The following is a 24244-nucleotide window of genomic DNA, read 5'->3' as shown; positions in this document are numbered from 1 at the left end:
CGCCGCGATGTCGCTTGGAAGCACGGCAGCACGAGAGCGCGGTCGGAACCCGGCAGCGATCAGTGTCTTGATTGGCGTATGCGAGAACCATGACCGTAAGCTGGTCTCAAATCCGCGCGGTTGCGCGAGCTCGCACTTCCCAGGCCCACCGAAGGCGGATGCCCGCTAACGAGAAGCTGGGATTTTAGGAGCGTTAGCTCCCCGAAGGAGTGGCATCATCAGAGAGAACAATTCTGCCTGGGAGGAAATGCCACATCTTTGGTAGAGCTGCTTGCGGAAGACTTTCACCGTCTGTGGACTCAGACCAAGTTGAAGAGCAACCGACGGCGAGGAATGTCCCTGCAGGATCAGCAGGGCAACCTCTGCTTGCCGAGGACTCAGGCTGATGTTGTGATGCCTGTGCACCTCATCGCGCAAGCTCTCTGTAATCGATGTCACCTGCGCGATCTGGATCGCCGGCGCACCCAATGCAGCCCAATGCGCCTTCAATGTTGCAAGGATCACGCGCTGGTGTTGCCTCAGGTGATCTTCGGCCTTTTGCGAAAACGAGGTGCCCGACAATCCATCCTTGCCCATGGATATGGTAATGGTGGCGTTCGCGCTGATGGGCAGAAAGACTGATATCTCGTCGGAAATGCCGATCCGACCGTAGTACCATTTGTAATAGCGGCTGCTGCGGAACTGATCGGGCGCGACATCCAGAAGCCTGTAGAGGCCCTCCTCTCCCCGCTTCAGATGGAAGTGGTAAATTGGGTCGAGCAGATACGCACCCGAGAGATATTGCTCAGCGACATAGCGAAAGACATCGGAGCCGTAGGCCTTGGAATAGGCGACGTGTGGGACATTCGTTCCCACGAAGACGATTGCAATCACATTGTCGAATTCCAGGCACTGCCGCAGGTACTCGCACATCGCCGGATAGAAGTCGTCCGAGCCGACGGCTTCGAGCGTCGCGGCAAGAGCGTTCAGAAGGGAGTTTTTCATGTCCTGTACCCCCACCGGGGTATACATGCCCCTCTCAAGGATAGTTTATTGTCCAAAACCATAGACGGAAGGGTTATGGACGCCAAGCTCTGATGGAAGGTCCGGATGCAATTCATGCGTCCTGGTTTTGTCGAAGAGCCGGCCATGAGCCCCAATCCGCAAAAAGGCACGGCTAAAAGTGCTAACCATCCAAGGGGTAACGCCATGAGACGAACGCTGAACCATTCAGCCATGCCCGCTGTCGGGTTTGTCGAGCCGTGGTCGGTGAGAGCCGGCGCAGAAGCGAATGTCCACGTCTCCTGCGTCGATGCCGAGGCGGCGATACGGATTGTTTCTATTGATCGCGACGAGCACGAAGTCATGGCTTGGCAGATCCGGAAGCATTGTGACGGTTTTGCCGTTCGCGACTACGATCTCGGTTCATGGATCGAGCTGCCGGCAATGCCGGTTTCCCAAGCGGCGGCAGAACTGCGGTTCGAGGTACTGTTCACGCAAAATCACGGTAAAAAGCCAGTCTGCCGTTTCGCGGAAGCATCGGTATGGCTGGGCGAAGCTGGCGCACTCAGCATTCACACGGATAAAAGCAGCCATCCGTTTACGGCAGTTTCCAACGAATGCTGGTACGAACTCAGCCTGCGCACCCTCGGCAACGAGATCGAGGCAACGCTTTTTGCCGGGGATGGACAGACCCTTGCCCGTATCGTGGTGCCGCGCGGCGAAGGCACAGGCCCCGCGGCAATCGGGTCCGATGGTTCCCACAAGGAAAAAACACTGAACGCCCGTGTCGGCCGCATCGGACTTCTCGTCGATGGGCAGGAACACCATTGGCAGTTTCCGGCCCGCGGCCCGATCGGTAAACTTGGCTCCATCGAAGACGCCGATCGTGCCCTGACTATCCATAACATGCCGACCTTCGCCGTCGCCTCGCGCCGGTTCACCTCTGAGATCCATGACCCGAGGCTCGATCCATCGCAGTTCGATGCGATCCATCTCCACGATGACGATTTCGGTGGCTTCGACTGGACCGCCGATCTCACTGTAACCATTCCTGTGGAGGCACGCTCCGGCGTTTTTGCGGTCGAGATCTCCACCCGGCAGGGCGTCGAACGGCTACCGTTCTTTGTCAGGCCAAGCCGGCCAGCGGCAAAACTCACCTTCCTCGTTTCAACCTCGACCTATCTTGCCTATGCCGACGAGCGCCTGCCCCCTGTTCGCTACCCGTGGCACGGTACCGATCGTGGGCACCGGTTCGCCATCGATAATGATTTCCTGTGCCTCTACGACGTGCACAGCGACTTGAGCGGCGTCAGCCTGACATCGGCGCGGCGCCCGAAGGCAACCGTGCGCGACGACTATCACTACCCGCTTTCCAATAGCCCACACCTTTTGCCCGTCGATCTGCAACTGCTCAAGTTCTACGCAAGAGAAGGCATCGCGATCGACATCATCACCGACAGAGACCTGCATGAAGAGGGATTGGACGCGGTTGCGCCTTATGGAGCGGTCCTGACGGGAAGCCATCCGGAATATTGGTCGACGCCCATGATGGCTGCGATACGCCAATACCTCGATGCAGGCGGTAACCTCGCCTATCTCGGCGGGAACGGGTTCTACTGGGTTGTCGCCTATGAAGGTGAAACGATGGAACTCAGGCGCGTAAAGAGCGACATCTGGAGCGGTCGCCCGGGGGAAGCCCACATGTCGATGACCGGCGAACCCGGAGGCGCCTGGGAGGACCGCGGCCTCACGAACCCGCAATCCTATCTGGGCGTTACCTACCTCATCATGAGCTTCGGAGCTTCCCGTCCTTACCGGCGGCTTGAGGGCAGTCACGACCCCCGCTACGCCTGGCTGTTCGAAGGCATTGGCGACGAACCGATCGGAGACGACGGGACGGTGCTGGGAGGCGCAGCGGGATATGAAGTCGACGCGGTAGTCCGTTCGCAGGAGACGCCGCCGAACCTCGTAGTCCTCGCGACGGCCGATGGTTTCGATGACAGTTTCCAGGTTCGCCCCGACGTCTGGCTCGCCGATGGCGACGTCGAACGCAAAACCCTTCGCCGCGCCGACATGACGATCTATCGTCACAAGGGAGGCGGCCACGTATTCTGCACCGGTTCGGTGGCCTGGCTCGGTGCACTGCCGGGCCCGGGCCCTCAGAACGCCGTCGGACAAATCATGAAAAATCTTGCCGCGGGATTCGGCAAATAGCCCCACGCACGGCCCGAGAATTGGCGCTCCGGCCGGGTTCAAGCAACAGCCAACATAAAAGGGAACGAAAGAATGAACATCTCCCGACGCAACCTCATGATGCTGATGGGCGGCGCCGTCGCCGCACCCTACGTCATCTCTTCGAAGGCCTTTGCCGCCGCTACCGTCGAACCCGGCATCTTCAAGATGTCGATCCAGCCATGGATCGGCTATGGCATGTGGTACGTGGCCCAGGAGAAAGGCATCTTCGCGGCCAATGGGCTCGAAGGCGTCGAGTTCGTGCCCTATGTGGACGATGCGGCGGATCTTGCGATCCTTGCCAGCGGCGAAGTCCAGGCAACGAACGCCGCAACGCACAACGTGCTCCAGCACTTGCAGCAGGGCGCCCACTACAAAATCGTGCTTCTCGAAGATTTCAGCTCGACGGCCGATGCCGTCGTCAGCCCCAAGAGCATCGCCAGCATTACAGATCTCAAGGGCAAGTCCATTGCCTATGAGCAAGGCTCGACAAGCCACCTACTTATTGCTGACGCGCTGAAGAAGGCAGGTCTGACGCTGAACGACATCACCACAATCAACACGCCGGCGGCGCAGGCCGCGGCCGCAGTCCTTTCGGGCTCGGCTGACGCCATGGTTACCTACGAGCCTTACATCTCGGCCGCGCTCAAGGCCGATCCCGGCCTCTCGCTCCTCTACACGGCCGCTGAAAGCCCCGGCCTCATTAGCGACTGCTTCGTCGTGACAGAGGAAACGCTCAAAGGTCGACCCGGCCAGGTCCGTGCAATGGTAAAGAGCTGGGGGGACGCAGTGGACGCCTACAACAAGAACCCGGCAGAATGCCAGGCGATCATCGCCAAGGGTGTTGGCTCCGATGCAAGCGAACTTGGCACGACATTCGCAGGTGTTCACTACTACACGCTTGCAGAGAACAAGGCACTTCTGACCGGGGATTTCGCAACGAAAACCTTCCCTGCCGTCAATGTCGCCAGCACGGACCTCGGCCTCATCACCAAGTCTTTCGAAGCCAAGGACGCGATCGATACGACAGCCCTTTCCTCGCTCTGATGACGAAAGCTCTGGCGGCGCCGCCGGCAGAGCTTCTTCGCCGGGCGGATGGCCAAGTTTCTGATACGCAAGACAGGTCGCCGCGAGCCTACGGGCTTGCCGCGTTTTGCGGCGCGCAGTCGCCCGATCGCCACGATAACCCCTAGGCAAATGTTGCCTGAAAGTAGAAACGACAGGAGCGCGGCTATCCATGGCCAAGCCAAGAAAGAAGTCCATTCTCAGCATGCAGGCTGAGATCTCACCCGCCACCTATGCGACCATCTCGCTATGTTCGTTTGCAATCTTCTTCGCGCTCTGGTGGGGCATCGCGGAGGCCGGGCTCATACGGCCGATCTTCCTCCCCTCGCCAGGCGCCATCGTCGCCCGGCTCTGGAGCCTCGCCGCAGATGGCACGCTCGCCGGCGACGTCGCAAGCAGCGTCTACCGCATCGGTGTCGGCTTCATCGCCGCGTCGGTCACGGCACTCGCCGTAGGCGTACTCATCGGCAACTACAGGTTCTGGGACGCCGCGATCGAACCGTTTCTCGACTTCATCCGCTACATGCCCGTCGTCGCCTTCGTTCCGCTGACGATCCTCTGGACCGGGACGTCCGACACCCAGAAATTCCTGATCATCTGGATCGGCACCTTCTTTCAGCAGGCACTGATGTTCATGGACAACATCAAGCGCGTACCGCCGGATTTCATCGGATTTGGGAGAACCGTGGGCCTGAGTGACTTCAAGATTGTCACCAGGATCATCCTGCCCTCCGCCGCGCCTCAGATCTGGGACACGCTCAGAGTATCGCTCGGCTGGGCCTGGACATGGGTCGTCCTTGCGGAACTTGTCGCTGCCAACAGTGGCCTCGGCTACCGCATCACCGTGGCGCAGCGCTATTTTCAGACAGACACGGCCATCGGCTACATCGTGGTGCTCGGCATCCTCGGGCTGATCAGCGACCAGGTCATGAAATTTCTCGGCAAGCGCATGTTCCGCTACGAGGGGAAACACTGATGGAAAAGCTTCTCATTCGTGACCTCACGAAAACCTTTGCCTCCAGCCGCTCCAAGAAGGAACGCCTGACGGTTCTCGACAATGTCTCCTTGGCCATCCAGGAGAACGAATTCATCTCGCTTGTTGGCGCGTCGGGTTGCGGCAAGAGCACGCTGCTCTCCATCATCGCCGGCCTGCAAACGCACGACGAGGGCGAATTGAAGGTCGATGGCACGGACATTCTCGGACCCGGTGCTGACCGCGGGGTGGTGTTCCAGAGCTACACGCTGCTGCCATGGCTGACGGCGAAGAAGAACGTCGAGTTCGCGCTCGAGGCGACCGGCCATCCGCGATCGGAAACCGGCGACATGGCCATGGCACAATTGAAGCTGGTCGGTCTCGAAGCCTTCGCCGACCGCTATCCGGCCCAGCTTTCCGGCGGGATGAAACAGCGGGTGGCAATCGCCCGTGCGCTCTCCTACAAGCCGAAGCTCCTTTTGATGGACGAACCCTTCGGGGCCCTGGACGCCCTGACGCGCGTGCAGATGCAGGAATTGCTGACCAGCGTCTGGGAACGTGAGAAATTGACGGTCATCTTCGTGACGCACGACGTGGAGGAAGCCGTCTTCCTGTCGGACCGAATCTTCGTGATGGCCTCCAACCCCGGGCGTATCAAGAAGATCTTCGATGTGCCCCTTCCACGCCCGAGAAGCCCGGAAACGCATCGGCTCGCCGAGTTTGCAGCCCTTCAGGCGGACGTCCTCGGCAGCATCCGGTCCGAAATGCGCGATCACTGACAAGGGTTGCCGGCGGCTAAGCCGGCGTCCCTGACCCAAACGACATTGCTGGCGAACTTCACTCAGGGATTCTTGAGGCGCTGGCGCTTACCCTCAAATTCCAAGGAGCCTGTCATGTCCACCCCCAAGATCTCGATGTATCGGCTGTCAGAGCTGACACCGGACCAGCGCAACGACCTCTTGCAGCGCGCCGAGAGCGACATCACCGCCTTCACCGACCGCGTCGTTCCGATCATCGAAGACGTACGCGTAAGAGGCGATGAAGCCCTTGCCGATTTTGCCCGTACGCTGGACAAGGCGAACCTGTCGCCAAAGGACATCAGGGCAACACCACAGGAGTTCGCCACAGCTCGGTCGCTGGTCGATCCGGATCTGATCGAGACGCTCCACTTTGCCGCCGACAACATCCGGCATTTCCACGAGAAGCAACTTCCCGACACCCTGTCTCTGCACGAGACACACCAGGGTGTGATCGTCGGCGATCGCTGGACACCGATCGATTCGGTCGCCTGTTACGTCCCACGCGGTAAAGGCTCGTTTCCAAGCTCTGTGCTGATGACGGCAATCCCGGCAAAGGTGGCAGGTGTAAAAAAAGTCGTTGTAATCACCCCGCCGGGCCCGGACGGCACGGTGGATCCGGCCACGTTGGTCGCCGCCGAAATCGCAGGCGTCGAGGCGGTGTTCAAATGTGGCGGCGCACAAGGCATTGCCGCGGTGGCCTACGGAACGGAGACCGTACCCAGATGCTCGAAGGTTGTCGGCCCGGGAAGTCCGTGGGTGGTCGCCGCCAAAAAACTCCTCTCGTCGGTAATCGACCCCGGTAGCCCCGCGGGCCCAAGTGAACTGCTCATCTATTCCGATGCGACGGTTTCTGCCGACCTGGTCGCGATGGATCTGTGCGTCGAGTCCGAGCACGGCCCCGACTCATCGGTCTTTCTCGTAACGTCGAACGAGATCTTCGCGGAGGAAGTGGCCCAACGCATTCCCGATCACTGGGCAAGAATGACGCCCAATCGCGCCGACTTCTCGCGTACCGTGCTGACCGGCCGCAAAGGCGGCATCGTTGTCGCCCCCAGTGAAGAAGAGGCCTTCGCCTTTATCAACGACTATGCTGCTGAGCATCTGGCCGTGCTCGCCGAAAACGCCTGGCAATACCTGCCGCAAATCCGTCATGCCGGCGAGATCCTGCTCGGGCCGCATTCCGCCATAGGCATCGCCAATTTCGTCCTTGGCCCGAGCCATGTGCTGCCGACTGGCGGCGCCGCCAAAACCGCATCCCCGCTCGCCGTATTCGACTTCCTGAAGCGCACATCGATCGCCTCCATGTCGCAGGATGCGTATAGTCGGTTCGCGCCGCATGCCGAAAGGCTCGGCCGCTACGAGGGATTCGTTGGTCACGCCAATTCGGTTTCGTCGCTGCGGCTTGCCGCTATCCGCTGACATTCGGCCGGCGGTTCGTTCCGCATAAATGGGCCGCCGGACGTATGGGCCCGTGGCGCCCATGGCAGCATCCACGGTCAGATCTCGGCCTCGAGCTGCCCGACAATGCGCTGGGTGATGCGTTCATAGATGCCACTGATCGTTGAGATTGCTTGTTGCTTGGCCATGCCCTTGCCCCTTTCCCTTGATCTCGCGAAGCGGGAGCCCTTCGCTCCTGCTTCCGAACTCGGGCGAACCAGCGGGGGATTGGGCTGCAAGCGACTGCGCGGGGAACCGGCTGCACGGAACGCAACGTCATGGAGTGAAGGAAGCTGAGCGGCAGGTACTCGAAGGGGCGAAGGGGGCAGCGTCAGCCGCCCCCTAGGTCCGCGAACCACAGTGCACGCCATGCGCGATTGCTGTAAGGACCGGCGCTGGGTAAGCTCGAATCGCGAAACGCAACCACTCTGCCGACGAGGATGATCATGGCCACCGGTACCGTTAAGTTTTTCAACCAGGACAAGGGTTTTGGTTTTATCACGCCCGACGACGGTGGAACGGACGTCTTTGTCCATGTGTCGGCGCTTCAAGGCGCGACGTCACTGCGCGACGGTCAAAAGGTCAGCTATGAGCTTGGTCAGGACCGCAAGACCGGAAAATCGAAGGCCGAAAACGTCAGGTCAGCCTGAACGTCACATTCCACACCTCGGGAGTTCGCGTCATTGAATTCCCCTTATCTGCCCGGCCGCGCCAGCGATCGGGCAATGTCAATGATGTCGTCGCGCGACGCCGTCGGATCGTCTTTGTTCCAAGCAACCCCAAGCCCGATCTTCAGATCGACACCGCGCACGGGTCTGAGCTCGAAGTTCCGGTTCGGCAAGTCCTTCATCCATTCCGGCGCAAAGCCGATGCCAAGGCCGGCCGAGACCAGCGATACCAACGAGAAAGTGTCATCGCAGCTGTAGGCGATGTTGCCGGTCAGCCCATGGGTCTCGAACATCTCGGAGAAATAGCGTTCGGAATAGGAAAGGTTCTGACGTGAAAAGGCGATGATCTTCTCTAAGCGAAGGTCCTCGATGTCGACCTCGCTTCGAAGTGCGAGCGGGCTCCTCTTTTCGACCGCCAGCAGGTAGCGCTCATGTGCGATCGAGAAGAAGCGCAAGGAGCCGATGTTTTCGACCGGGCGGATGAAGCCGAGATTGATCTGGCCGTTCTCGATTGACCGTATGATGTCGCTGGTCGAGCCGCTTGTCACATGCAGGGTAACGTCCGGAAACTTCCGGCCAATACGAGCCAGGAACGCCGGCAGCACGCCAATGGTCGCCGGATAGACGGTTCCGATCTTGATCGTGCGCGCCGCCTTGCCCGCAACCGATCGCGCCACGTCCATAGAGAGCCCGACGTCGCCAATGATCCGGACGGCTCGATCGTAGAACGCCTCCCCTGCCCGCGTCAGTTCTACCCGCCGCGTCGACCGTTCGAGCAGCCGCACCCCCAGCTCCTTCTCCAGCGCCTGGATATGCGCGCTCAGCGCCGGCTGGGCAATGCACATCCGCGCAGCCGCACGGTTGAAATGCAGTTCCTCAGCGACCGCAACGAAGTAGGAAAGTTGGCGGAGTTCCATGGCAACTACCACGTTTTGTTGGTGTATTACACCACGTATCGTACATAGACCCGTGTGGTTTGTCATGAACAAAATGTGGGCATGGATACCTTTGCCCTGAACCTACGTCGCCGCGCTGAACAGCTTGGAATTTCGAACGCGGAAGTGGCTCGCCGCGCCGGCCTGAGCGACCGGCGCTATGGAAACTACGTCAGCGGAGCGCGCGAACCGGACCTTTCCACTTTGGTCCGCATAGCCGACGTCTTAGGTATCAGCGTCGACGAGCTACTGGGAGTGAATACTACCGAGAGCAAGGTCCGCACCGTCGAAGAGCAATTCCAAGACCGCATCGCTGTCGCGCTCAAGGCTTTGAAAAGCGAGGACCTACAGCGAATTGCCCTGATGATCGAAGCATTAGCATCGTCGCACCCGAAACAACCCGCATAGCCAGTTCCGATCGATATTTTATGCGTTCTGCGGAGTTCCTTTCGTCGGTCGCGCGCAAGTTTTGTGCTAGCTGTGAGCCTGGACAAGTTATCCGCCTAGCGCGGGTTTGGCGGCTCGCGCCCACAAAGTGAGCACGTGTTGTCGCCTACCCTTTGCGGGTCTCAACAATGTGCTTCTGAAAAGCAATCTTCATTTCTCTGAAGTTGGAATAGCCGACCTTGCATGCAACCCGAACGATCGTGGTCCCAGAGACTCCGCATTCGCTGGCGACAGACTGCACCGTTCCAAACGCAACGAGATCGGGACGGGCCAAGAGCATCCCCAAAACCGTCCCCTGAGCGCCACGCACTGCGATCCTGCCAGAGACAATTTTCCGTTTCAGATCATCTACGCTCTGATTAATCTTTAGGTCCGAGAACCGCATTCGCGCCCCCTTTTTGAGAATCGGTTGAGCACCGCCAGAAAGATCGCGGTAACGTCCCGTTGTGGCCGTCATGGCTCAGGTAGGAGGTCAGATATGGACAGTGCGCCCCTCGGCTGCGCTCTGCCTTGCCGCATCGAGTACTGCAAGAGCCGCGATCGCCTCTTCGGCCGTCACGGGCGCCGGCCCGTTCGTCGCGACCGCCCGGGCGAAAGCTTCATAGTAGTCGTGATACCGGCCTTGTTCGGACGGGATGCGCTCCGAGACCTCGGCCGTTCTGAGGGTTCCCCAAAGGTCAGGGGCCTCGTATCCCCAGGCTTCGAGGTCGTCGGCCGGGCGCTTCCCGGCGAAGATTGCCTGCGCCTGCACGTCCGTTCCGGAAGAAACATAGCTTCCCTCTGCGCCGTAAGCTCGAAACTCTCGGACGGCAAGGCGGTTGAGCTTGCTAGCCGAAAGGTGCGAATGAACGCCGGAGGCATGCGCGATCGCCAGGACGAAGCTTGCATCGGTCTGGCCCTCCGCCCGCTCGACGAGGTCCCAATGAGCTGTGACCGATTGAGCCGGGCCGAGGAGCCAGAGCATCTGGTCGACCAGATGACTGCCGAGGTCCCGAAGCAGACCGCCGGTCGGTCCAGCCTCCAGCGTATGGGGATCGTCGAGATCCATTCGAGAGTGGATACGCCAGAGGCGCCCGAGCCGACCGGATAGCAGCACCTTGCGAAGCGTGAGAACATCAGCATCCAAGCGCCGATTGTGGAACACGCCGAGGACGATGCCCCTTCGCTTTGCGGCAAGATCGAGCTCCCGGCCAGCCTCGGCACTGGGTGCAAAGGGCTTATCGGCGACGACGTGAAGTCCGGCGTCAATGGCTTCGAGGACGAGTTCCCGGCGCGTCTGCGGTGGCGTGGTGACCGTCACCGCATCGATCCCGCCGGCTTTGATCATCGCCGAAAGGCTCAGATAGATAGGAACATCCGGTAGATCCGTCCGTACCCCGGCAATCGTTTCCGGAGCGCGCGCCACCACGCCCGCCAGCTCGACGCCACGTGCAGCGGCAATGAAGGGGGCGTGGAAATGTCGCCCGCCCGTTCCATATCCGACCAATCCGATACGCATGCCGCGTCCCCTCTCCGCCTGGCTACTTCTTGAAATACTTGTAGACGTACTTCTGGATCTCGGAACGCATGAACCTCCCCGAGGCATCAGCCCGCTCCTCCCAGCCGAAGACGCAGGCCGTCACGATGCCGTCGAAGCCGACTTCCGCAAGCGTCGAGAAGAAGACGTCCCAGTCGATCTCGCCCTGGTACATGTCCATATGCTGGTGGATCGTCACCTTCGCACCGGGCGGATTGATGATGTAGCGCAGGCCCGACGATGCCTTGTGGTTATAGGTGTCGGCGACATGGACATGGTTGATCAGAGGTCCGGCGTCGCGGATCATCTGCGCCATGTTGTCACCGAAATAGAAGGTGTGCGGCGCGCAATAGAGGAACTTCACTTTGTCGGAGTCAATCGTCTTCAGCATGTCGATTGCCGGATGCAGTGTTTCGCACCAGTCCTCCGGATGCGGTTCCATGTTGAGCGTCACGCCTTCCTTCTCAAAGACGGGAACCAGCTCCTCGATCGAGCGCCACCAGGCCGCTTCGCTGTGCTCATGCGTGTGCATGCCGCCGCAGCAGCTCGAGCGGTGACCGCGATCCGGCGAGGGGCCGCGACCGAACTCCGAATTCATCGTGTCGCAGTCCATCTCGACGGCAATCCGGATCGCCTCCTTCCAGTAGCGAACGGCTGCCTGGCGCTCGTCTTCATGTGGACTAGCCCAGCGATACATGGGCAAGAGGGACGCGAGTTTGACGCCATGGTCATTGAGCGCTTTCTTGAACTCGCGAACGCGTTCCTTGTGGGCGCGCGGACGCACCCACCACGGGAGGAAGTCGTCTCGCGGCGATAGCTCGATATGGTCGTAGCCGAGTTCTGCCGCCTTGCGGCACAGTTGGTCGAGCGGCAGATGGCGATGCATGTGGGGGTCGAGTGCGATTTTCATCAAGGTGTCCTCACCAAGTCGTCAGATGTGATTGATCAAGCCGCCGCTCTTTTCGGCTTCCGGTCATAAAATGCGGGGCGCTGTCCGATTTTGATCGGCACAATCCGACCGGAGTGTTTCGCCTCAACGCAGGCTTCCGCCGTCACGGAGGCGAAATAGCCGTCCCAAGCGGTCGGGCCCCAGACCTCGCCAATCTTCACCGCTTCGATCCATTCCTGGAGTTCGACGTCGTAGCTGTCGATGAAGCGCAGCTTCCAGTCCTGGAGAATCTCATGGGAAAGCCTGGCGTCCTTGCGGGTCAGCACGCTCATCGGCTCCGGCAGATAGCCGACGCCGTCTTCGCCGACGACCTGGCATTGAATGTCGTAGCCGTAGGGGCAATTGACGAAGACCTCGACGTCGATACGGATACCCTTCGCGGTCTCCAGCAGGATCATGTGGGGGTCGTCGAGATCGGCCCGGGAATGCCGCGTCTTCTTCGGCAGGATCACCTGGGCGGAAACATAGTCGTCGTCGAGCAGCCAGCGTAGCACGTCGATCTCGTGGACGAAGCTGTCGGTGATCGCCATGTCGCCGGCGTAGACCTCGGGAACGCTCGGATTGCGATGTGCACAATGCACCATCAGCGGTGCCCCGAGATTGCCGTTGTCGATCTGAGCCTTGAGCAGGCGATACCCCTTGTCATAGCGTCGCATGAAACCGACCTGGACGAAATGACGACCGCTTGCGACCTCCGCGTTGACGATGTTGAGGCAAGCCGCGGCCGTGGTGGCAAGAGGCTTCTCGCAGAAGACCGGCTTGCCGGCAGCGATCGAGGCGAGCACGAATTCCTCGTGCGTCGGCCCCCAGGAGGTGACGACCACAGCATCGACATTGGGATCGCTAACCACCCCCTGCCCCGTTTCATGGACGCGTGCAGCCGGCGTCAGGCGCACAGCAACCGCCCGAGCCTGATCGAGGTTGATGTCGTTGACCGCGACGACCGTCGATCCGACGAGGCGGTTGTGAAGCCGTTCGATATGTTCCTGGCCGATGGCGCCAGTGCCGATAACACCGATTTTGAGGGTCATGGTTTCAATCCGGATCAGGGTTAGAGGTCGCGCGGCAGCGCGAGTTTCAGGGTGGCAAGCGACTTCTTCACGCCGACGATCGGCTCCATGCCGGCGTCTTCCATCTCCAGGCTGACCGGACCGTCGTAGCCAATGAGACGCGCCACGGCGAAAAACTCCTTCCACCACTGCACATCGTGGCCGTGGCCGAGAGCAACGTAGTTCCAGGAGCGTTTCGCGACGTCGTTGATCCAGTAGGTGTCGATCAGTCCGTTGGCCTCAGCGAGCGTGCGCTCCAGCCGGACGTCCTTGGCGTGCATGTAATGGATGGCATCGCCCAGCAGGCGCACGGCCGCGATCGGATCGCCACCCATCCACATGTGGTGGCTTGGGTCGAAGTTCATGCCGACCACCGGGTCCACGTGCTCGCGCAGGCGCAGCATGTTCGCCGGGTTATGGATCATCGTCGCGCCGAGGTTTTCGATCGCGATGCGGATCCCGCACTCCTTCGCAAGCGTGCCCGCCTTCTGGAAATAGGGGATCAGAACTTCGTTCCACTGATAGTCCAACGCCTGTTCGTGCTCGGGCAGGATGACGTGGGTGATCCAGTTCGGAAGCTCGTCCTTCGGCGTGCCGCCGGGGCAACCGGACATCATCACCACGGTGTTGACGCCGAGCTTTTCGGCAAGCCGGAAGGTCTTTTCGACCACTGCGCGATGTGCGGCACCCGAAGGGCCTGGATGAAGTTGGTTGCCGGAGCAATTGAGTGCCGAGATCGAAAGGTCGCGCCGCTTCAGAGCGTCGAGATAGGCGGTCCGCGCAGCTTCACTCGCAAGCAGTTCGTCTAAACGCAGATGCGAGGCCTTCGACCAGTTGCCACACCCAAGCTCCACGGCCTCGAAACCCAGTCCAGACACCGTGTCCAGCATCTCCTCGAAGGGGAGATAACCGAGGATATCGGTCACAAGGCTCATTTTCATCATTTCAGGTACTCCGGTTGTGGCTGCGAAGGCAGCGCGCCGGGCAGTCGGCCCGACACGCTGCCCGGGAGGAACTAGTTCATGTACTTGTCGACGTTTTCGGCGGTGATCGACTCGAACGGCACGAGCTTCTCGGCCGGCGGCTCCTCGCCCTTCTTGATCGTTTCGACGACCTCAAAGGCGGCAGTTGCCTGGCCCGCGGCGTTCTGGAAGATCGATTGCGACATCTCGCCGGCCTTGATCGCATTAAGCGCGTCCTTCGTGCCGTCGACGCCTGAGATCATCACGCCTTTCAGACGGTCGGCCGCCTGGAGGGCCTGCAGGGCGCCGAGCGCCATCTGGTCATTGGCAGCGACGATGGCATCAAACTGCGGGAAGCTCTGGACCCAGTCTTCCGTAACCTTCATGCCCTCGGCACGGTCATAGTTGCCGGAAAGATTGGCGAGTACCGTGACGTCAGGACGCTGCAGCGCTTCTTCAAAGCCCTTCAAACGCTCCTGCGAATGGTAGAGGCCGGGCGTGCCTTGCAGATAGAGGATCTTGGCATCCTTCGGCAGCTTCTCCTTCATGAACTCGCCTTGCATGCGGCCGGCATCGATGTTCTTCGAACCGACGAAAGTCGATTTCCCGCCGGCGGACTGGATACCGAGCGCGATTACCGGAATACCGGCTTCATTGGCCTTCTCGACCCCGGGAACGATGCCTTCGAAATCAACCGGCACCACGACGATCGCATTCACCTTCTGGGCGATCAGGTTGTCGATCTGGTCGAGTTGCTTGGAGATATCGTTGTTGGCGTCGGTGAAGTTGATCTCGACATCCGGATCGGCCTTGGCGGCTTCGATAAAGGCGGTCTTGCGCGCCATGACGAAGACATCCGTATCGGCCATGTTGGCATAGCCGACGACGAATTTGTCCGCGGCGAAGGCAGAGGCGGAAAGCGCTGCGACGGAGACCGCGCAGGCCAGGGCAAGTTTCACGATCGATTTCATGGGTTCCTCCCGTTCGATGACACAAGTCTGTTGGCTGGAGCGGGAAGCCCGCTCCGACACATCAAGTTGAGGTGCGGCTGCTGCCGCTTTGGGCTTAGGGATCAGGCCTTCTTTTTCGTGCGGGCCGATTTCGTCCAGACATCGAGGATCACGGCGATTGCGATGATCAGACCCTTGATGATCTGCTGCCAGTAGGAGCTGACATTCATGAGATTGAGGATGTTGTTGATGACGCCGATGATCATCGAGCCGATGATCGTCCCGGTGATCGTGCCCGTCCCGCCCATCAGGCTGGTGCCGCCGACGACGACCGCGGTGATCGCGTCGAACTCGTAGCCGACGCCGGCGGCCGGCTGACCGGAATTGATGCGGGACATCAAGACGATACCGGCGACGGCGCAAAGGATGCCGTTGAAGATGAAGGCCTTGATGACAATGCTGTCGGGATTGATGCCCGAAGCAAGCGCTGCCCGCTGGTTGCCGCCAACCGCATAGACATAGCGCCCGAACTTCGTCTTGTTCAGAAGCACCCAGGAGATCGCGACGAAGATGACGAGGATGAGGACCGAGATCGGAAAGGGGCCGATCGAGCCCTGGCCGATCAGCTTGAAATCGCCAAGACCCGAGATCGGCGAACCGCCGGTGTAGAGGAGCGCAAGACCGCGCGCCACCGTGGTCGTCGCAAGCGTCATGATGAAGGACGGAATGCGGAAGAAGGTGATGACGAGGCCGTTGATAAGGCCAGTCACCGCACCAACGAGAATGCCTGCGATGACAGCCAGTGTGATGCTCCCCGTCATCGCCATGACGCTTGCCGCCATCACACCGGCGAGCGCCAGAACCGAGCCGAGCGAGACGTCGATATGGCCGAGAATGATGATGAAGGTGACGCCGCAGGCGAGCAGACTGACGACCACGACCTGGCGCAACACGTTGGTCAAGTTCGCTTCGGTCAGAAAGGTCGGACTTAGCAGCGAGGCCAGGATGCAAATCCCGACGAAGATCAGGATCGTGCCATACTTGCGATAGACCTGCGCGAAGTTCATGTCGGTCCTCTTGGAATGGCTGGCACCTGTGGCGGTGCTGCCGACGGTCATCGTTGGATCAGTGCTCATCAGTGTCCTCCCGTGGCGAGCCGCATGATGCTCTCTTGATTGGCGTGAGCCCGCGTCAGCTCTCCAGCGACGCGCCCCTCGCTCATGACGACGACGCGGTCGCTCATGCCGAGGATCTCCGGCAGCTCGGAGGAGATCATGACGATCGCCAGCCCCTGCCGGGCGAACTGGACCATGAGCTTGTGGATTTCCGACTTCGAGCCGACATCGATACCGCGCGTCGGCTCATCGAGAATGAGGAGCTTCAGATCGCGTAGCAGCCATTTGGCGATCACGATCTTCTGCTGATTGCCGCCACTGAGGTTCTCGACGATCATCGCCGAGTTCGGCGTCTTGATCTGCAGCATCTTGATCATGTCCTGCGCCGCCTTCTCTTCCGCCGCCGCATTGACGAAGGGGCCAGGGGCGAACTTGCCGAGATTGGCGAGCGAGATGTTCTCGAGAACGGAGCGGCAGAGCACGAGCCCCTCCGCCTTGCGGTCCTCGGAGACCATGGCGATACCACGCGTGATCGCATCGGTTGGCGAGCGCAGCGTCAGCTTCTCGCCGTTCAGGAAGATCTCGCCGCCGTCCGCCCGATCGAGGCCGAAGATGACGCGAGACACTTCGGTACGACCGGCGCCGATCAACCCTGCAAGTCCGACGATCTCGCCGGCGCGGACGGTAAAGCTGACATCCTTAAAGACGCCGTTGCGCGTGAGCCCGCGGACGGAAAGAACTTCCGGGCCGATCTCGACTTCTTCCTTGGGGAAGATGCTGGTGATGGTGCGGCCAACCATCTGGGCGATGAGCTTGTTCTCATCGTATTCGCTAGCGGGACCGGCCGCCACGAACTGGCCATCGCGCATCACCGTGATGTCATCGGCGATTTGAAAGATTTCATCCATTTTATGAGTGATATAGATCACTGCGACACCGTTCGCCTTGAGATCGGCGATCTGGCGGAAGAGCATAGCGACCTCGGTATCGCTGATCGCCGAGGTCGGCTCGTCCATGATCACAAGCGAGGCATTGCGCGAGATCGCTTTCACGATTTCGATCAGCTGCATGCCGGCGACGCTGAGATCACGCATCTTCTCGTCGGGCCGGTACCTCAATCCCAGACGATCGAGCAAGGCCCTGGTATCGTCGTTCATCTTCCGGAAATCGACGAAGCGCGACAACGGTCCCTTTTCAGCCCGCGCCGGCTCGCGGCCAAGAAAGATGTTCTCGGCGATCGTCATATCGAGGACCGGGCTAAGCTCTTGATGGATCATCGATATGCCGCGGGCGAGCGCTTCGGCGGTGCTTTGGTGGTCGAGCGCTTCGCCTTGAAAGACCACCTCGCCGGCATCGATCGTGTAGACACCGCTCAGGATCTTCATGAGGGTAGATTTGCCGGCGCCATTTTCGCCGACAAGCACATGCACAGTGCCTGGACGGACCTTCAGGTTCATCCCATCGAGCGCCAGAACGCCGGGGAATGCCTTGGTGATACCGCGCATTTCGAGCACATACGCCGCCGCGCTTGCAGTTGCTTCGTAGGCGCGTGCGCTGTCGGGGCGTGCCGCGACGGCCGCCAACTCAGACGATCCAGACATGGAATTTCCTCCCGAATGCGGCGCTCCTCGCGCCGCCGGCCAACCCACCAGCTGGCCTTTCGTTGGAGACAATTCATCGTCCTTCTTGCCAACTCTGTCAATTATTCGCTGGATTTATCTCCCAAAACATACCAGAATTACTTTCATTATTTGGGAGAATCGTGATGCGCCGCCCCACCATCGCAGACCTCGCAGAGGCCGCAAACGTCGGTATTTCAACGGTTGACAGAGTGCTGAACGGGCGGGATCCGGTTCGGCCTCAGACGGCGGAACGCGTCCTGGAAGCGGCCGAACGCATAGGCTTTCATGGCGTGACGGCCATTCGCCGCCGCCTAGAAAACGAAAAGCCCGTGATGAAGTTCGGCTTCCTTTTGAAGCAATCGCACCGAAAGCTCTACCAGATGTGGGCGGAGGTTTTGACGAAGGCGGCCGAAACCTATCCGGACGCCCATGGGCGGGCAATCGTCCGCTTCGTCGACGAGCTCGCGCCGGAAAACACCGCCAATGCCATGCTGGCGCTCAGCCGTGACGTCGACGCGATCGGCGTCATCACCTCCGATCACCCGCAAATCAACCACGCAGTCGACGGGCTCGAGGCGGAGGGCATCCCTGTTTTCACCATGATCTCGGACCTAAGCGCCCCCGGACGGGCGGGCTATGTCGGCAACGACAACGTCAAGAAGGGCCGGACCGCGGCCTGGTTCGTCGCGAATATGAGCCGACGCCCCGGAAAGGTCGCCGTTTTCGTCGGCAGCCATCGCTACCTTTCACAGGAACTCGGAGAAACCGGCTTTCGTTCTTTTTTCCGCGAGAGCGGCGCCGAGTTTCAGATGATGGAAACAATGGTCACCCTCGAGGAGCCCGACATCGCCTACGATATCACCCGACGGCTGCTGCAGACGGAACCGGATCTCGTCGGCCTCTATGTCGCTGGCGGGGGCATTACCGGCGTGATGCGCGCGTTACGCGAAGACGGTAGCCCGGTTGCCAAACAAATGATTGTGGTCGGCCACGAACTCACCAACGAAACTCGTGCTGGATTGGCAGAGGGCGTCATAAAGGTCGTGCTATCTCACCCGGCTCGCATGTTGGCCGACACCCTCGTCCGCGCCATGGCCGAAGCGGTACAAACAAACCGCAGCCCAACCGTCTCGCAACACACGCTGCCCTTCGAGATCTTCACGGCTGCGAACATCTGAAGGGCCATCCGCGCCAGCGCGCACAACGCCATTCCCGACGATACAGTATGCGATCTTCTGTAACGGGCGCTTCGTCGAGCGGAGTTTGAGGCGGAATCTATATATGGGACTTCCGGGATCTGACCTATGGCGCGAGCTTGAGCTCCGTCCTCTGCGCAAGGTTTGAGCTTTCGGGCCAGTCCCAAACTCCCGTGCTCCGGACACTTGTCCCCTGCTATGGCAGGAGCGCACGCAACAAATCCCGATCCGTCTTTTGTGATTTCGCTGGCAGATCCGAGAGCCTTGCTTCAGGCGTCGCTGGAAATCCGGCGGCATTGAGTTCGGCGACCAGGGTATCGGGTGTTTTCCCAAGGATCGGGGCAACGCTCGCCACTGAGTTTTCAAGCACAACGCTGGCAAGGGCGAACTGCGGCGGCCCGTCTTTGCTCCCTGTCGGCACGGTCGCAGGAATGAAGAACAATCCTGTTGCGGCGCTAGCGATACCAAACGCGACGACCATCGGGACGTGCTTGAAATAGGAACTGAACGCACGCCAGTTGCGTAAGACATGAAACATGATCGGCGCAACAAGAACCATGCTCAGCCACTCATGAATGCCGTGCATCGCGCCCGGGCCTGCATGAATGAAAAGTGAAACTCCACTGATTAGAGAGACGAGAAAGAATGTTGCGGTGAGAGGCGTGGCGTACTTCAAAATGAGCGACTTCATGACTGTCCTCGGGAAAGTTCAACGCTCAAGGTGTGCGTCCCACGTCGTGAAAATACCAGTTAAATTCCCGTAATAAAGTATGGCAAAGGACGGTATGACAGCCCGTGACCAGGGGACGACCCGGTGCGGGGGGCTTCTGTCGGCACCATATTTCGGGGCAACGCCGTCCTCGGCGAGCCAAGTCACACATGAATAGCGCGGCGTATCGCTTCCTCACGCTCGAAGCAGTGATGCACCCCACATCAGGCACGAGGGGTCGCCGAATAGCAGATCTGGCGCCGCGCGACCGCACGTCGAAAATGCGCTCTTGAGCCCACAATGCCGCAAGGTGAAATTCACCTCTACTTGATCCGACCTCAGACGCCGCCGCTAATCGCGCATGAAGCCCTGCAATTCTTCGGGCGTTACCTTGCCGTCCTTGTTTGCATCGACCTTGTCGAAGATCCTCTTATGAATTGCGGTGACTTCTTCGAACGAAAGCGCACCGTCACCATCGCTGTCGGCAACGGCAAACATGATTTTCATCATGTGGCCATGCATCATGCTTTGCCGCATCCGCCCCATCATGCCGTATTGTTGCCCTCCCATCATCGCTCCCGGCATCATCTCAGAGGATCCAGGTTGCTCAGCTTGTTTCTCCGCCGGGGTATCTTGGCCGAAGGACAATGTGGGGCTGGCGGATAAGAACGCGGCGATAATCGCCACATATGCGGATCTCGTCGTGGTCATCTGCGTTCTCCTGTCAATCACAGGATATCTGCTGCCAAAGACCCTAAATTTGCGTCCTCGCTTTGGCGCGCGTGCGATATCCAAACAAGCACCAGACTACCTCTAAGACCGAGCCGGTTCCTTGCGCCATATCAACTGATCACGGCCCAGTTCCCTGCATGGCAGCAAATGTTGTTGGAATGCAGAATCAAGATGCTCACATGGCACGAAGGTTAGAGCTGACCGCCTGGTTTGCAGTGGCTACTCCGGTTCGCTTCATACTCCGGCTCCACCCGTTTTTCTTGCCGTCCGGTACTATGGAAGGAAAACTGCCGCTCACTGGAATCTTGTCCGGGTTTTTCGGCATCATTGACGCGGCGAACATTGGCGTGACGGTCGAAAACGGGATCGTGACTTTGACCGGTCATGTTCATAGCTATGTGGAGACTAAGGAGTCGCCGCCTACCCAAGAAATAGGGTCCATGCTATTTTTAGAAACCTTGGAAGGCCGGCCATGCGCGGGTTATTGGCATTGGTAGCGCTGCTCTTCACGGCGACAATCGCCGCCGCGGGGAGTCCCTTGCTCGATGCCGTAATGACCCGCGATTTGGTTGCAGTTGAGAAGGCTCTGGCCGCGGGTGCCGACGTCGACAGCCGGGCGCGCGATGAGGCAACGCCTCTGATAAACGCTGCCCTGACCGACCAATTCGCGATCGCAGAATTGCTGATCGGTAAAGGTGCCGACGTTATGGCGCGAAACTCTGGCGGCTTTACCCCACTCCATGCCGCAGCCTTCTCTGGCAGCTTGCCGATCAGCAAACTACTGCTCGACCACGGCGCGACGCTTGACGACGCGGCCAACAAGGCGGGTGTGACGCCGCTGCTGGTTGCCGCAGAAGAAAACCATGTCGCCCTCGCCACATTTTTTCTCACCCGGGGAGCCGATGTCCGCCACGTCGAGGTTCACGGCTATGCGCCCATCACACGGGCCCTGTGGAAAGGCAATATCGACATCGTCCGGCTGTTCAAGCGACATGGCGCGACCTGTCCTCCGGCCAGTGTACTTGGCAACGAGGATTACACGAAGTGTATGGGAATCCACGATTGAGCAGGAGGGAACGATGCAGACCCCGAATGAACGCATCTCGACGCGGAGACATCGCGGCTTCTGGGCGATACTCGTTCTTGTGATCACAGCGAATGTCGGTGGGCCATCGGCTTTTGCCGATGACTCGGTGAACACGGGCTACTTCGGTGGCGTGGCAATTATGGGATATGACCCGGTCGCCTACTTTACCGAAGGCAAGGCGATGAAAGGCTCCGAAAAATTCTCCTACGAATGGCTGGGAACGCCGTGGCATTTCGCCAATGCCAAACACCGCGAAATGTTTATAAGCGAGCCCATGAGGTATGCGCCGCAGTATGGCGGCTACTGCGCGGGCGAGGTCGCATTCGGGTCGGTCACCGTCAACATTGATCCAGAAGCTTTCAAGATTATCGAGGGCAAGCTTTACTTGACCTACGATAAGGGCGGTGCCAACTGGTTTGCAGCCCACGCGGCAGAAGCAGTATCCAAAGCCGATAACAATTGGCCCAAGATCGCGGCTAACCTCGAGCGGGATCAATATCACTGACCCGGCCCGGACGAGAATGCCTATTTGACCGGCGAAAAATAGAAGACCTTGCTCGAATTGACGTAAGCATAGCTGACTTCATCGGTCGAACTCGCACGTTTGTAGACCGGGCCGCAATCGGCTTGACCAAAAGCGTTTTCGCTCTGCTCACAGAGCAAGTCTCCCTTGATGAAAACCGTTTCGGTCATCATCTGCGTTGCGGAGCGGAATGCCGCCTTACCATCGCGGCCAATCTGCAGAAGTGCTGGACTTCCGGAGGGGCCCGTCTTGCCCCGTAGAAGCTTCCCCAGGACGGTGCTCGCTATTTCCTCGCTCTTCAACTGGTCGTGCGGATCGCCCTGGAATCCGAATGGCCACTCTGGCATCCCGGCCTCGCGCAGGGCATCAAGGATGAATGCCAAGTCCTGCTCGTTTCGAAAGTGGGCATGACTCATCCGCCAGCCCGCCAGGGACTCTGCAGATTTACTTCCGCCAAGCAGCTGGATTCCTTCCGCGACAGCGGCACGCGCATCCTCAAGCCGGCCAACCCGGACATAAGCCATAGCGAGAGGGGTAATGAAGTACCCGTTTCCGGGCGAACTATCGCGCGCGTTCGCAAAACTTTCGATGGCCTTCACGTAGTCGCGCTGCAGATAGAAGATTAAGCCGGCAGTGTACCGGTCCACAGCCGATAGGTTCGGATCGTGCTTGAGCGCCGTCTCGACGGCCGCAGCGGCTTCGGCAAGATTTCCAGCGAACAGTTGGACGTATGCGATGGCCATCTGCGCCTCGGCATCGGCAGACCCGAGCATTGCCGCCTGACGTGCTGAGGCGATGGCCTCATCATAGCGTCGCTCCACGACCTGAATGACGGCAAGGATTGCGTATGGCGATGCGAGACCGGGGTCGAGCGCCAAGGCTCGGCTTGCTTTGTCGTACGCCCGTTTTCGCGCCAGCGCGCTCTGGAGAACATCGTCAAAGGCGTTTCGCCAGACGTAAGCTGTGGCGCGCGCGTCGGCCGCGAAGGCTTCAGCAAAACCGGGGTCCAGCGCCTCCGCCTTATCAAACAGTGCCAAGGCCCCCAGCAGCTCTGAAGGGCGTCCGGTCCTTGTCGCCTGCTCGGCCCGCAGATAATTGTCATAGGCTTCAAGGTTTGCGGTGGGCGGCTGGGCAATCCGTTCGGTTTGGGACCGTGTCAACCCTAACCCGAGCGCCTTGGCAATCTGCCTGCTCATCTCGTCTTGCAAGACGAACACCTCCGCCGCGTCGCGGTCGAACCTCTTAGCCCAAACATGGTCGCCGGATGCGATATCGATCAGTTGTGCATTGATGCGGATTTGATCCCCTACTCGTCGAACGCTGCCCTCGACGACAAAGCGGACGCCGAGTTCGCGTCCTATGTCCGCCGCTGCGTCGGCTTTGCCTTTGTACGCGAAAGCCGAATTCCGGGCGGTGACCGCCAGATCCGGCAGGCTGGCGAGGTCGGTGATCAGGTCGTCGGTAATGCCATCTGTAAAATAATCTTCGGCTGGGTTTCCGCTCAGGTTGCCAAATGGCAGCACCGCAACCGATGTACGCTGCGGGGTAAATGACCATTGCCATCCCATGACGATCACAAAAATTCCGATCAGCAGCGCGGCGAGGCCTGCAACAACGACAATAGCCTGGCGACCGGGTTTGCGAGCGGCCGTTACGACCTTCCCCGCCTCGGACGGATCAAGGAGAACGCGATAGACGCGGACAGGGTCGGCTATGTTTTTCAGGCGCTGCTCACCCAGAGCGGAGAAGCCGACATCGGCCTTATGGACGGCATGATCGAACGCAGTCCCGGATACGCAGATACCGCCAGGCTGAGCGACGGTTTGCAGCCGGGCGGCTATGTTCACGCCATCGCCGTAGATGTCATCGCCTTCGACGATCACGTCCCCGAGATTGATGCCAATACGGAACCGAATTCGCTGCGCCGCAGAAGCAGGTTGGTTGAAGTTGTCCATTCTCCGCTGGATCACGGCGGCGCATTGAACTGCATCCACAACGCTCGCGAACTCAACGAGCGCACCATCGCCCATGAGCTTGATGATGCGGCCATGAAAGTCGGCTATTGCGGGATTAATCAACTCCCGGCGGCAGGCCTTCAGGCGCTCCAGCGTGCCAACCTCGTCCTCTCCCATGAGCCGGCTATAACCAACCACATCAGCAGAAAGTATTGCGGTGAGCCGCCTGTCCATTTCCCCTGCCCACGATTTCAATGGCCAACTCTATCGTACCATTTTGAAGGCGCGCAGGCATCGCAAGTTCCGGATGAAGCCATTGCGATCTTACATCGCATAGCACT

Annotated in this window: 23 protein-coding genes and 1 pseudogene; 11 read left to right on the top strand and 13 right to left on the bottom strand. The window is 59.7% G+C overall.

All coding sequences use genetic code 11. The features are described 5' to 3' along the window. Positions 1 to 165 precede the first annotated feature (165 nt). The gene (locus PWG15_RS35400) at positions 166 to 1011 is read right to left on the bottom strand and encodes a helix-turn-helix transcriptional regulator (RefSeq protein ID WP_275027546.1); all 846 of its coding nucleotides are present in this window, start codon (positions 1009 to 1011) and stop codon (positions 166 to 168) included. A gap of 177 nt (positions 1012 to 1188) precedes the next feature. On the opposite strand from PWG15_RS35400, the gene PWG15_RS35395 reads away from it, so the two are divergent. The 6 genes from PWG15_RS35395 (at position 1189) to PWG15_RS35370 (ending at position 8138) form a co-directional block, all read left to right on the top strand. Then, a complete protein-coding gene (locus PWG15_RS35395; protein WP_275027545.1) occupies positions 1189 to 3195 on the top strand; it encodes a N,N-dimethylformamidase beta subunit family domain-containing protein in 2007 nt (668 codons plus the stop codon). 72 nt (positions 3196 to 3267) lie between these two features. Further along, a complete protein-coding gene (locus PWG15_RS35390) occupies positions 3268 to 4260 on the top strand; it encodes an ABC transporter substrate-binding protein (RefSeq protein WP_275027544.1) in 993 nt (330 codons plus the stop codon). Between the two features lie 190 nt (positions 4261 to 4450). Continuing rightward, on the top strand, positions 4451 to 5254 hold the full coding sequence (locus tag PWG15_RS35385) for an ABC transporter permease (protein ID WP_275027543.1): 804 nt from the start codon (positions 4451 to 4453) through the stop codon (positions 5252 to 5254). Then, a complete protein-coding gene (locus tag PWG15_RS35380; protein WP_275027542.1) occupies positions 5254 to 6030 on the top strand; it encodes an ABC transporter ATP-binding protein in 777 nt (258 codons plus the stop codon). The genes PWG15_RS35385 and PWG15_RS35380 overlap by 1 nt, the downstream gene beginning before the upstream one ends. 114 nt (positions 6031 to 6144) lie before the next feature. After that, on the top strand, positions 6145 to 7470 hold the full coding sequence (hisD, locus tag PWG15_RS35375; RefSeq protein ID WP_275027540.1) for a histidinol dehydrogenase: 1326 nt from the start codon (positions 6145 to 6147) through the stop codon (positions 7468 to 7470). Between the two features lie 464 nt (positions 7471 to 7934). Beyond that, a complete protein-coding gene (locus PWG15_RS35370) occupies positions 7935 to 8138 on the top strand; it encodes a cold-shock protein (RefSeq protein WP_275027539.1) in 204 nt (67 codons plus the stop codon). Positions 8139 to 8182: 44 nt separating this feature from the next. Here the strand turns inward: PWG15_RS35370 and PWG15_RS35365 are convergent, their stop codons facing one another. Next, on the bottom strand, positions 8183 to 9073 hold the full coding sequence (locus PWG15_RS35365) for a LysR family transcriptional regulator (protein ID WP_275027537.1): 891 nt from the start codon (positions 9071 to 9073) through the stop codon (positions 8183 to 8185). A gap of 81 nt (positions 9074 to 9154) precedes the next feature. Here PWG15_RS35365 and PWG15_RS35360 point away from each other — a divergent pair, with 81 nt between their 5' ends. Further along, entirely contained in the window at positions 9155 to 9499 is a 345-nt protein-coding gene (locus PWG15_RS35360) for a helix-turn-helix domain-containing protein (protein ID WP_275027534.1), read from the top strand. A 145-nt stretch (positions 9500 to 9644) separates the two neighbouring features. Here the strand turns inward: PWG15_RS35360 and PWG15_RS35355 are convergent, their stop codons facing one another. The 8 genes from PWG15_RS35355 to PWG15_RS35320 all read right to left on the bottom strand — a co-directional run bounded on the left by PWG15_RS35355 (position 9645) and on the right by PWG15_RS35320 (position 17584). Then, a complete protein-coding gene (locus PWG15_RS35355; protein ID WP_275027533.1) occupies positions 9645 to 9923 on the bottom strand; it encodes a MurR/RpiR family transcriptional regulator in 279 nt (92 codons plus the stop codon). A gap of 87 nt (positions 9924 to 10010) precedes the next feature. Then, positions 10011 to 11036 carry a Gfo/Idh/MocA family oxidoreductase gene (locus PWG15_RS35350; RefSeq protein WP_275027531.1) on the bottom strand — a complete coding sequence of 342 codons (1026 nt, stop codon included), beginning with the start codon at positions 11034 to 11036 and terminating at the stop codon, positions 10011 to 10013. A 22-nt stretch (positions 11037 to 11058) separates the two neighbouring features. After that, positions 11059 to 11964, bottom strand: coding sequence for a sugar phosphate isomerase/epimerase family protein (locus tag PWG15_RS35345; RefSeq protein WP_275027529.1), 906 nt, complete (start codon positions 11962 to 11964; stop codon positions 11059 to 11061). A 35-nt stretch (positions 11965 to 11999) separates the two neighbouring features. Beyond that, entirely contained in the window at positions 12000 to 13034 is a 1035-nt protein-coding gene (locus tag PWG15_RS35340) for a Gfo/Idh/MocA family protein (protein ID WP_275027527.1), read from the bottom strand. Positions 13035 to 13054: 20 nt separating this feature from the next. Next, positions 13055 to 13993, bottom strand: coding sequence for a sugar phosphate isomerase/epimerase family protein (locus PWG15_RS35335; protein ID WP_275028008.1), 939 nt, complete (start codon positions 13991 to 13993; stop codon positions 13055 to 13057). 74 nt (positions 13994 to 14067) lie between these two features. Next, complete coding sequence (locus PWG15_RS35330; RefSeq protein ID WP_275027526.1) at positions 14068 to 14985, bottom strand: sugar ABC transporter substrate-binding protein; 918 nt, start codon at positions 14983 to 14985, stop codon at positions 14068 to 14070. A 101-nt stretch (positions 14986 to 15086) separates the two neighbouring features. Further along, positions 15087 to 16082, bottom strand: coding sequence for an ABC transporter permease (locus tag PWG15_RS35325; protein ID WP_275028007.1), 996 nt, complete (start codon positions 16080 to 16082; stop codon positions 15087 to 15089). A gap of 17 nt (positions 16083 to 16099) precedes the next feature. After that, the gene (locus PWG15_RS35320; RefSeq protein ID WP_275028006.1) at positions 16100 to 17584 is read right to left on the bottom strand and encodes a sugar ABC transporter ATP-binding protein; all 1485 of its coding nucleotides are present in this window, start codon (positions 17582 to 17584) and stop codon (positions 16100 to 16102) included. Between the two features lie 260 nt (positions 17585 to 17844). Here PWG15_RS35320 and PWG15_RS35315 point away from each other — a divergent pair, with 260 nt between their 5' ends. Beyond that, complete coding sequence (locus tag PWG15_RS35315; protein ID WP_342457088.1) at positions 17845 to 18879, top strand: LacI family DNA-binding transcriptional regulator; 1035 nt, start codon at positions 17845 to 17847, stop codon at positions 18877 to 18879. 214 nt (positions 18880 to 19093) lie between these two features. Here the strand turns inward: PWG15_RS35315 and PWG15_RS35310 are convergent, their stop codons facing one another. Both PWG15_RS35310 and PWG15_RS35305 read right to left on the bottom strand, forming a co-directional pair. Further along, positions 19094 to 19588 (bottom strand): DUF4405 domain-containing protein, encoded by a 495-nt coding sequence (locus PWG15_RS35310; protein WP_275027523.1) that lies wholly within the window; start codon positions 19586 to 19588, stop codon positions 19094 to 19096. Positions 19589 to 19957: 369 nt separating this feature from the next. Next, the gene (locus PWG15_RS35305) at positions 19958 to 20317 is read right to left on the bottom strand and encodes an EF-hand domain-containing protein (protein ID WP_275027522.1); all 360 of its coding nucleotides are present in this window, start codon (positions 20315 to 20317) and stop codon (positions 19958 to 19960) included. 296 nt (positions 20318 to 20613) lie between these two features. Here PWG15_RS35305 and PWG15_RS35300 point away from each other — a divergent pair. The 3 genes and pseudogenes from PWG15_RS35300 to PWG15_RS35290 all read left to right on the top strand — a co-directional run. Next, positions 20614 to 20742: pseudogene (locus tag PWG15_RS35300) on the top strand (BON domain-containing protein); the annotation flags it as partial. A gap of 68 nt (positions 20743 to 20810) precedes the next feature. Beyond that, entirely contained in the window at positions 20811 to 21404 is a 594-nt protein-coding gene (locus PWG15_RS35295) for an ankyrin repeat domain-containing protein (protein WP_275027521.1), read from the top strand. 13 nt (positions 21405 to 21417) lie between these two features. Continuing rightward, positions 21418 to 21930: a YHS domain-containing (seleno)protein gene (locus PWG15_RS35290; RefSeq protein WP_275027518.1), complete on the top strand. Its 513-nt coding sequence runs from the start codon at positions 21418 to 21420 to the stop codon at positions 21928 to 21930. A gap of 20 nt (positions 21931 to 21950) precedes the next feature. On the opposite strand, the gene PWG15_RS35285 is transcribed toward PWG15_RS35290, so the two are convergent. Beyond that, a complete protein-coding gene (locus PWG15_RS35285; RefSeq protein ID WP_275027517.1) occupies positions 21951 to 24137 on the bottom strand; it encodes an adenylate/guanylate cyclase domain-containing protein in 2187 nt (728 codons plus the stop codon). Positions 24138 to 24244: the final 107 nt, after the last annotated feature.

Origin of the sequence: Ensifer adhaerens, from assembly GCF_028993555.1 — a bacterium.
In the GTDB taxonomy this organism is placed as follows: Bacteria; Pseudomonadota; Alphaproteobacteria; order Rhizobiales; family Rhizobiaceae; genus Ensifer; species Ensifer adhaerens_I.
Note: the sequence above shows the minus strand (reverse complement) of the source record. Positions and strands in the feature narration are given on the sequence as shown.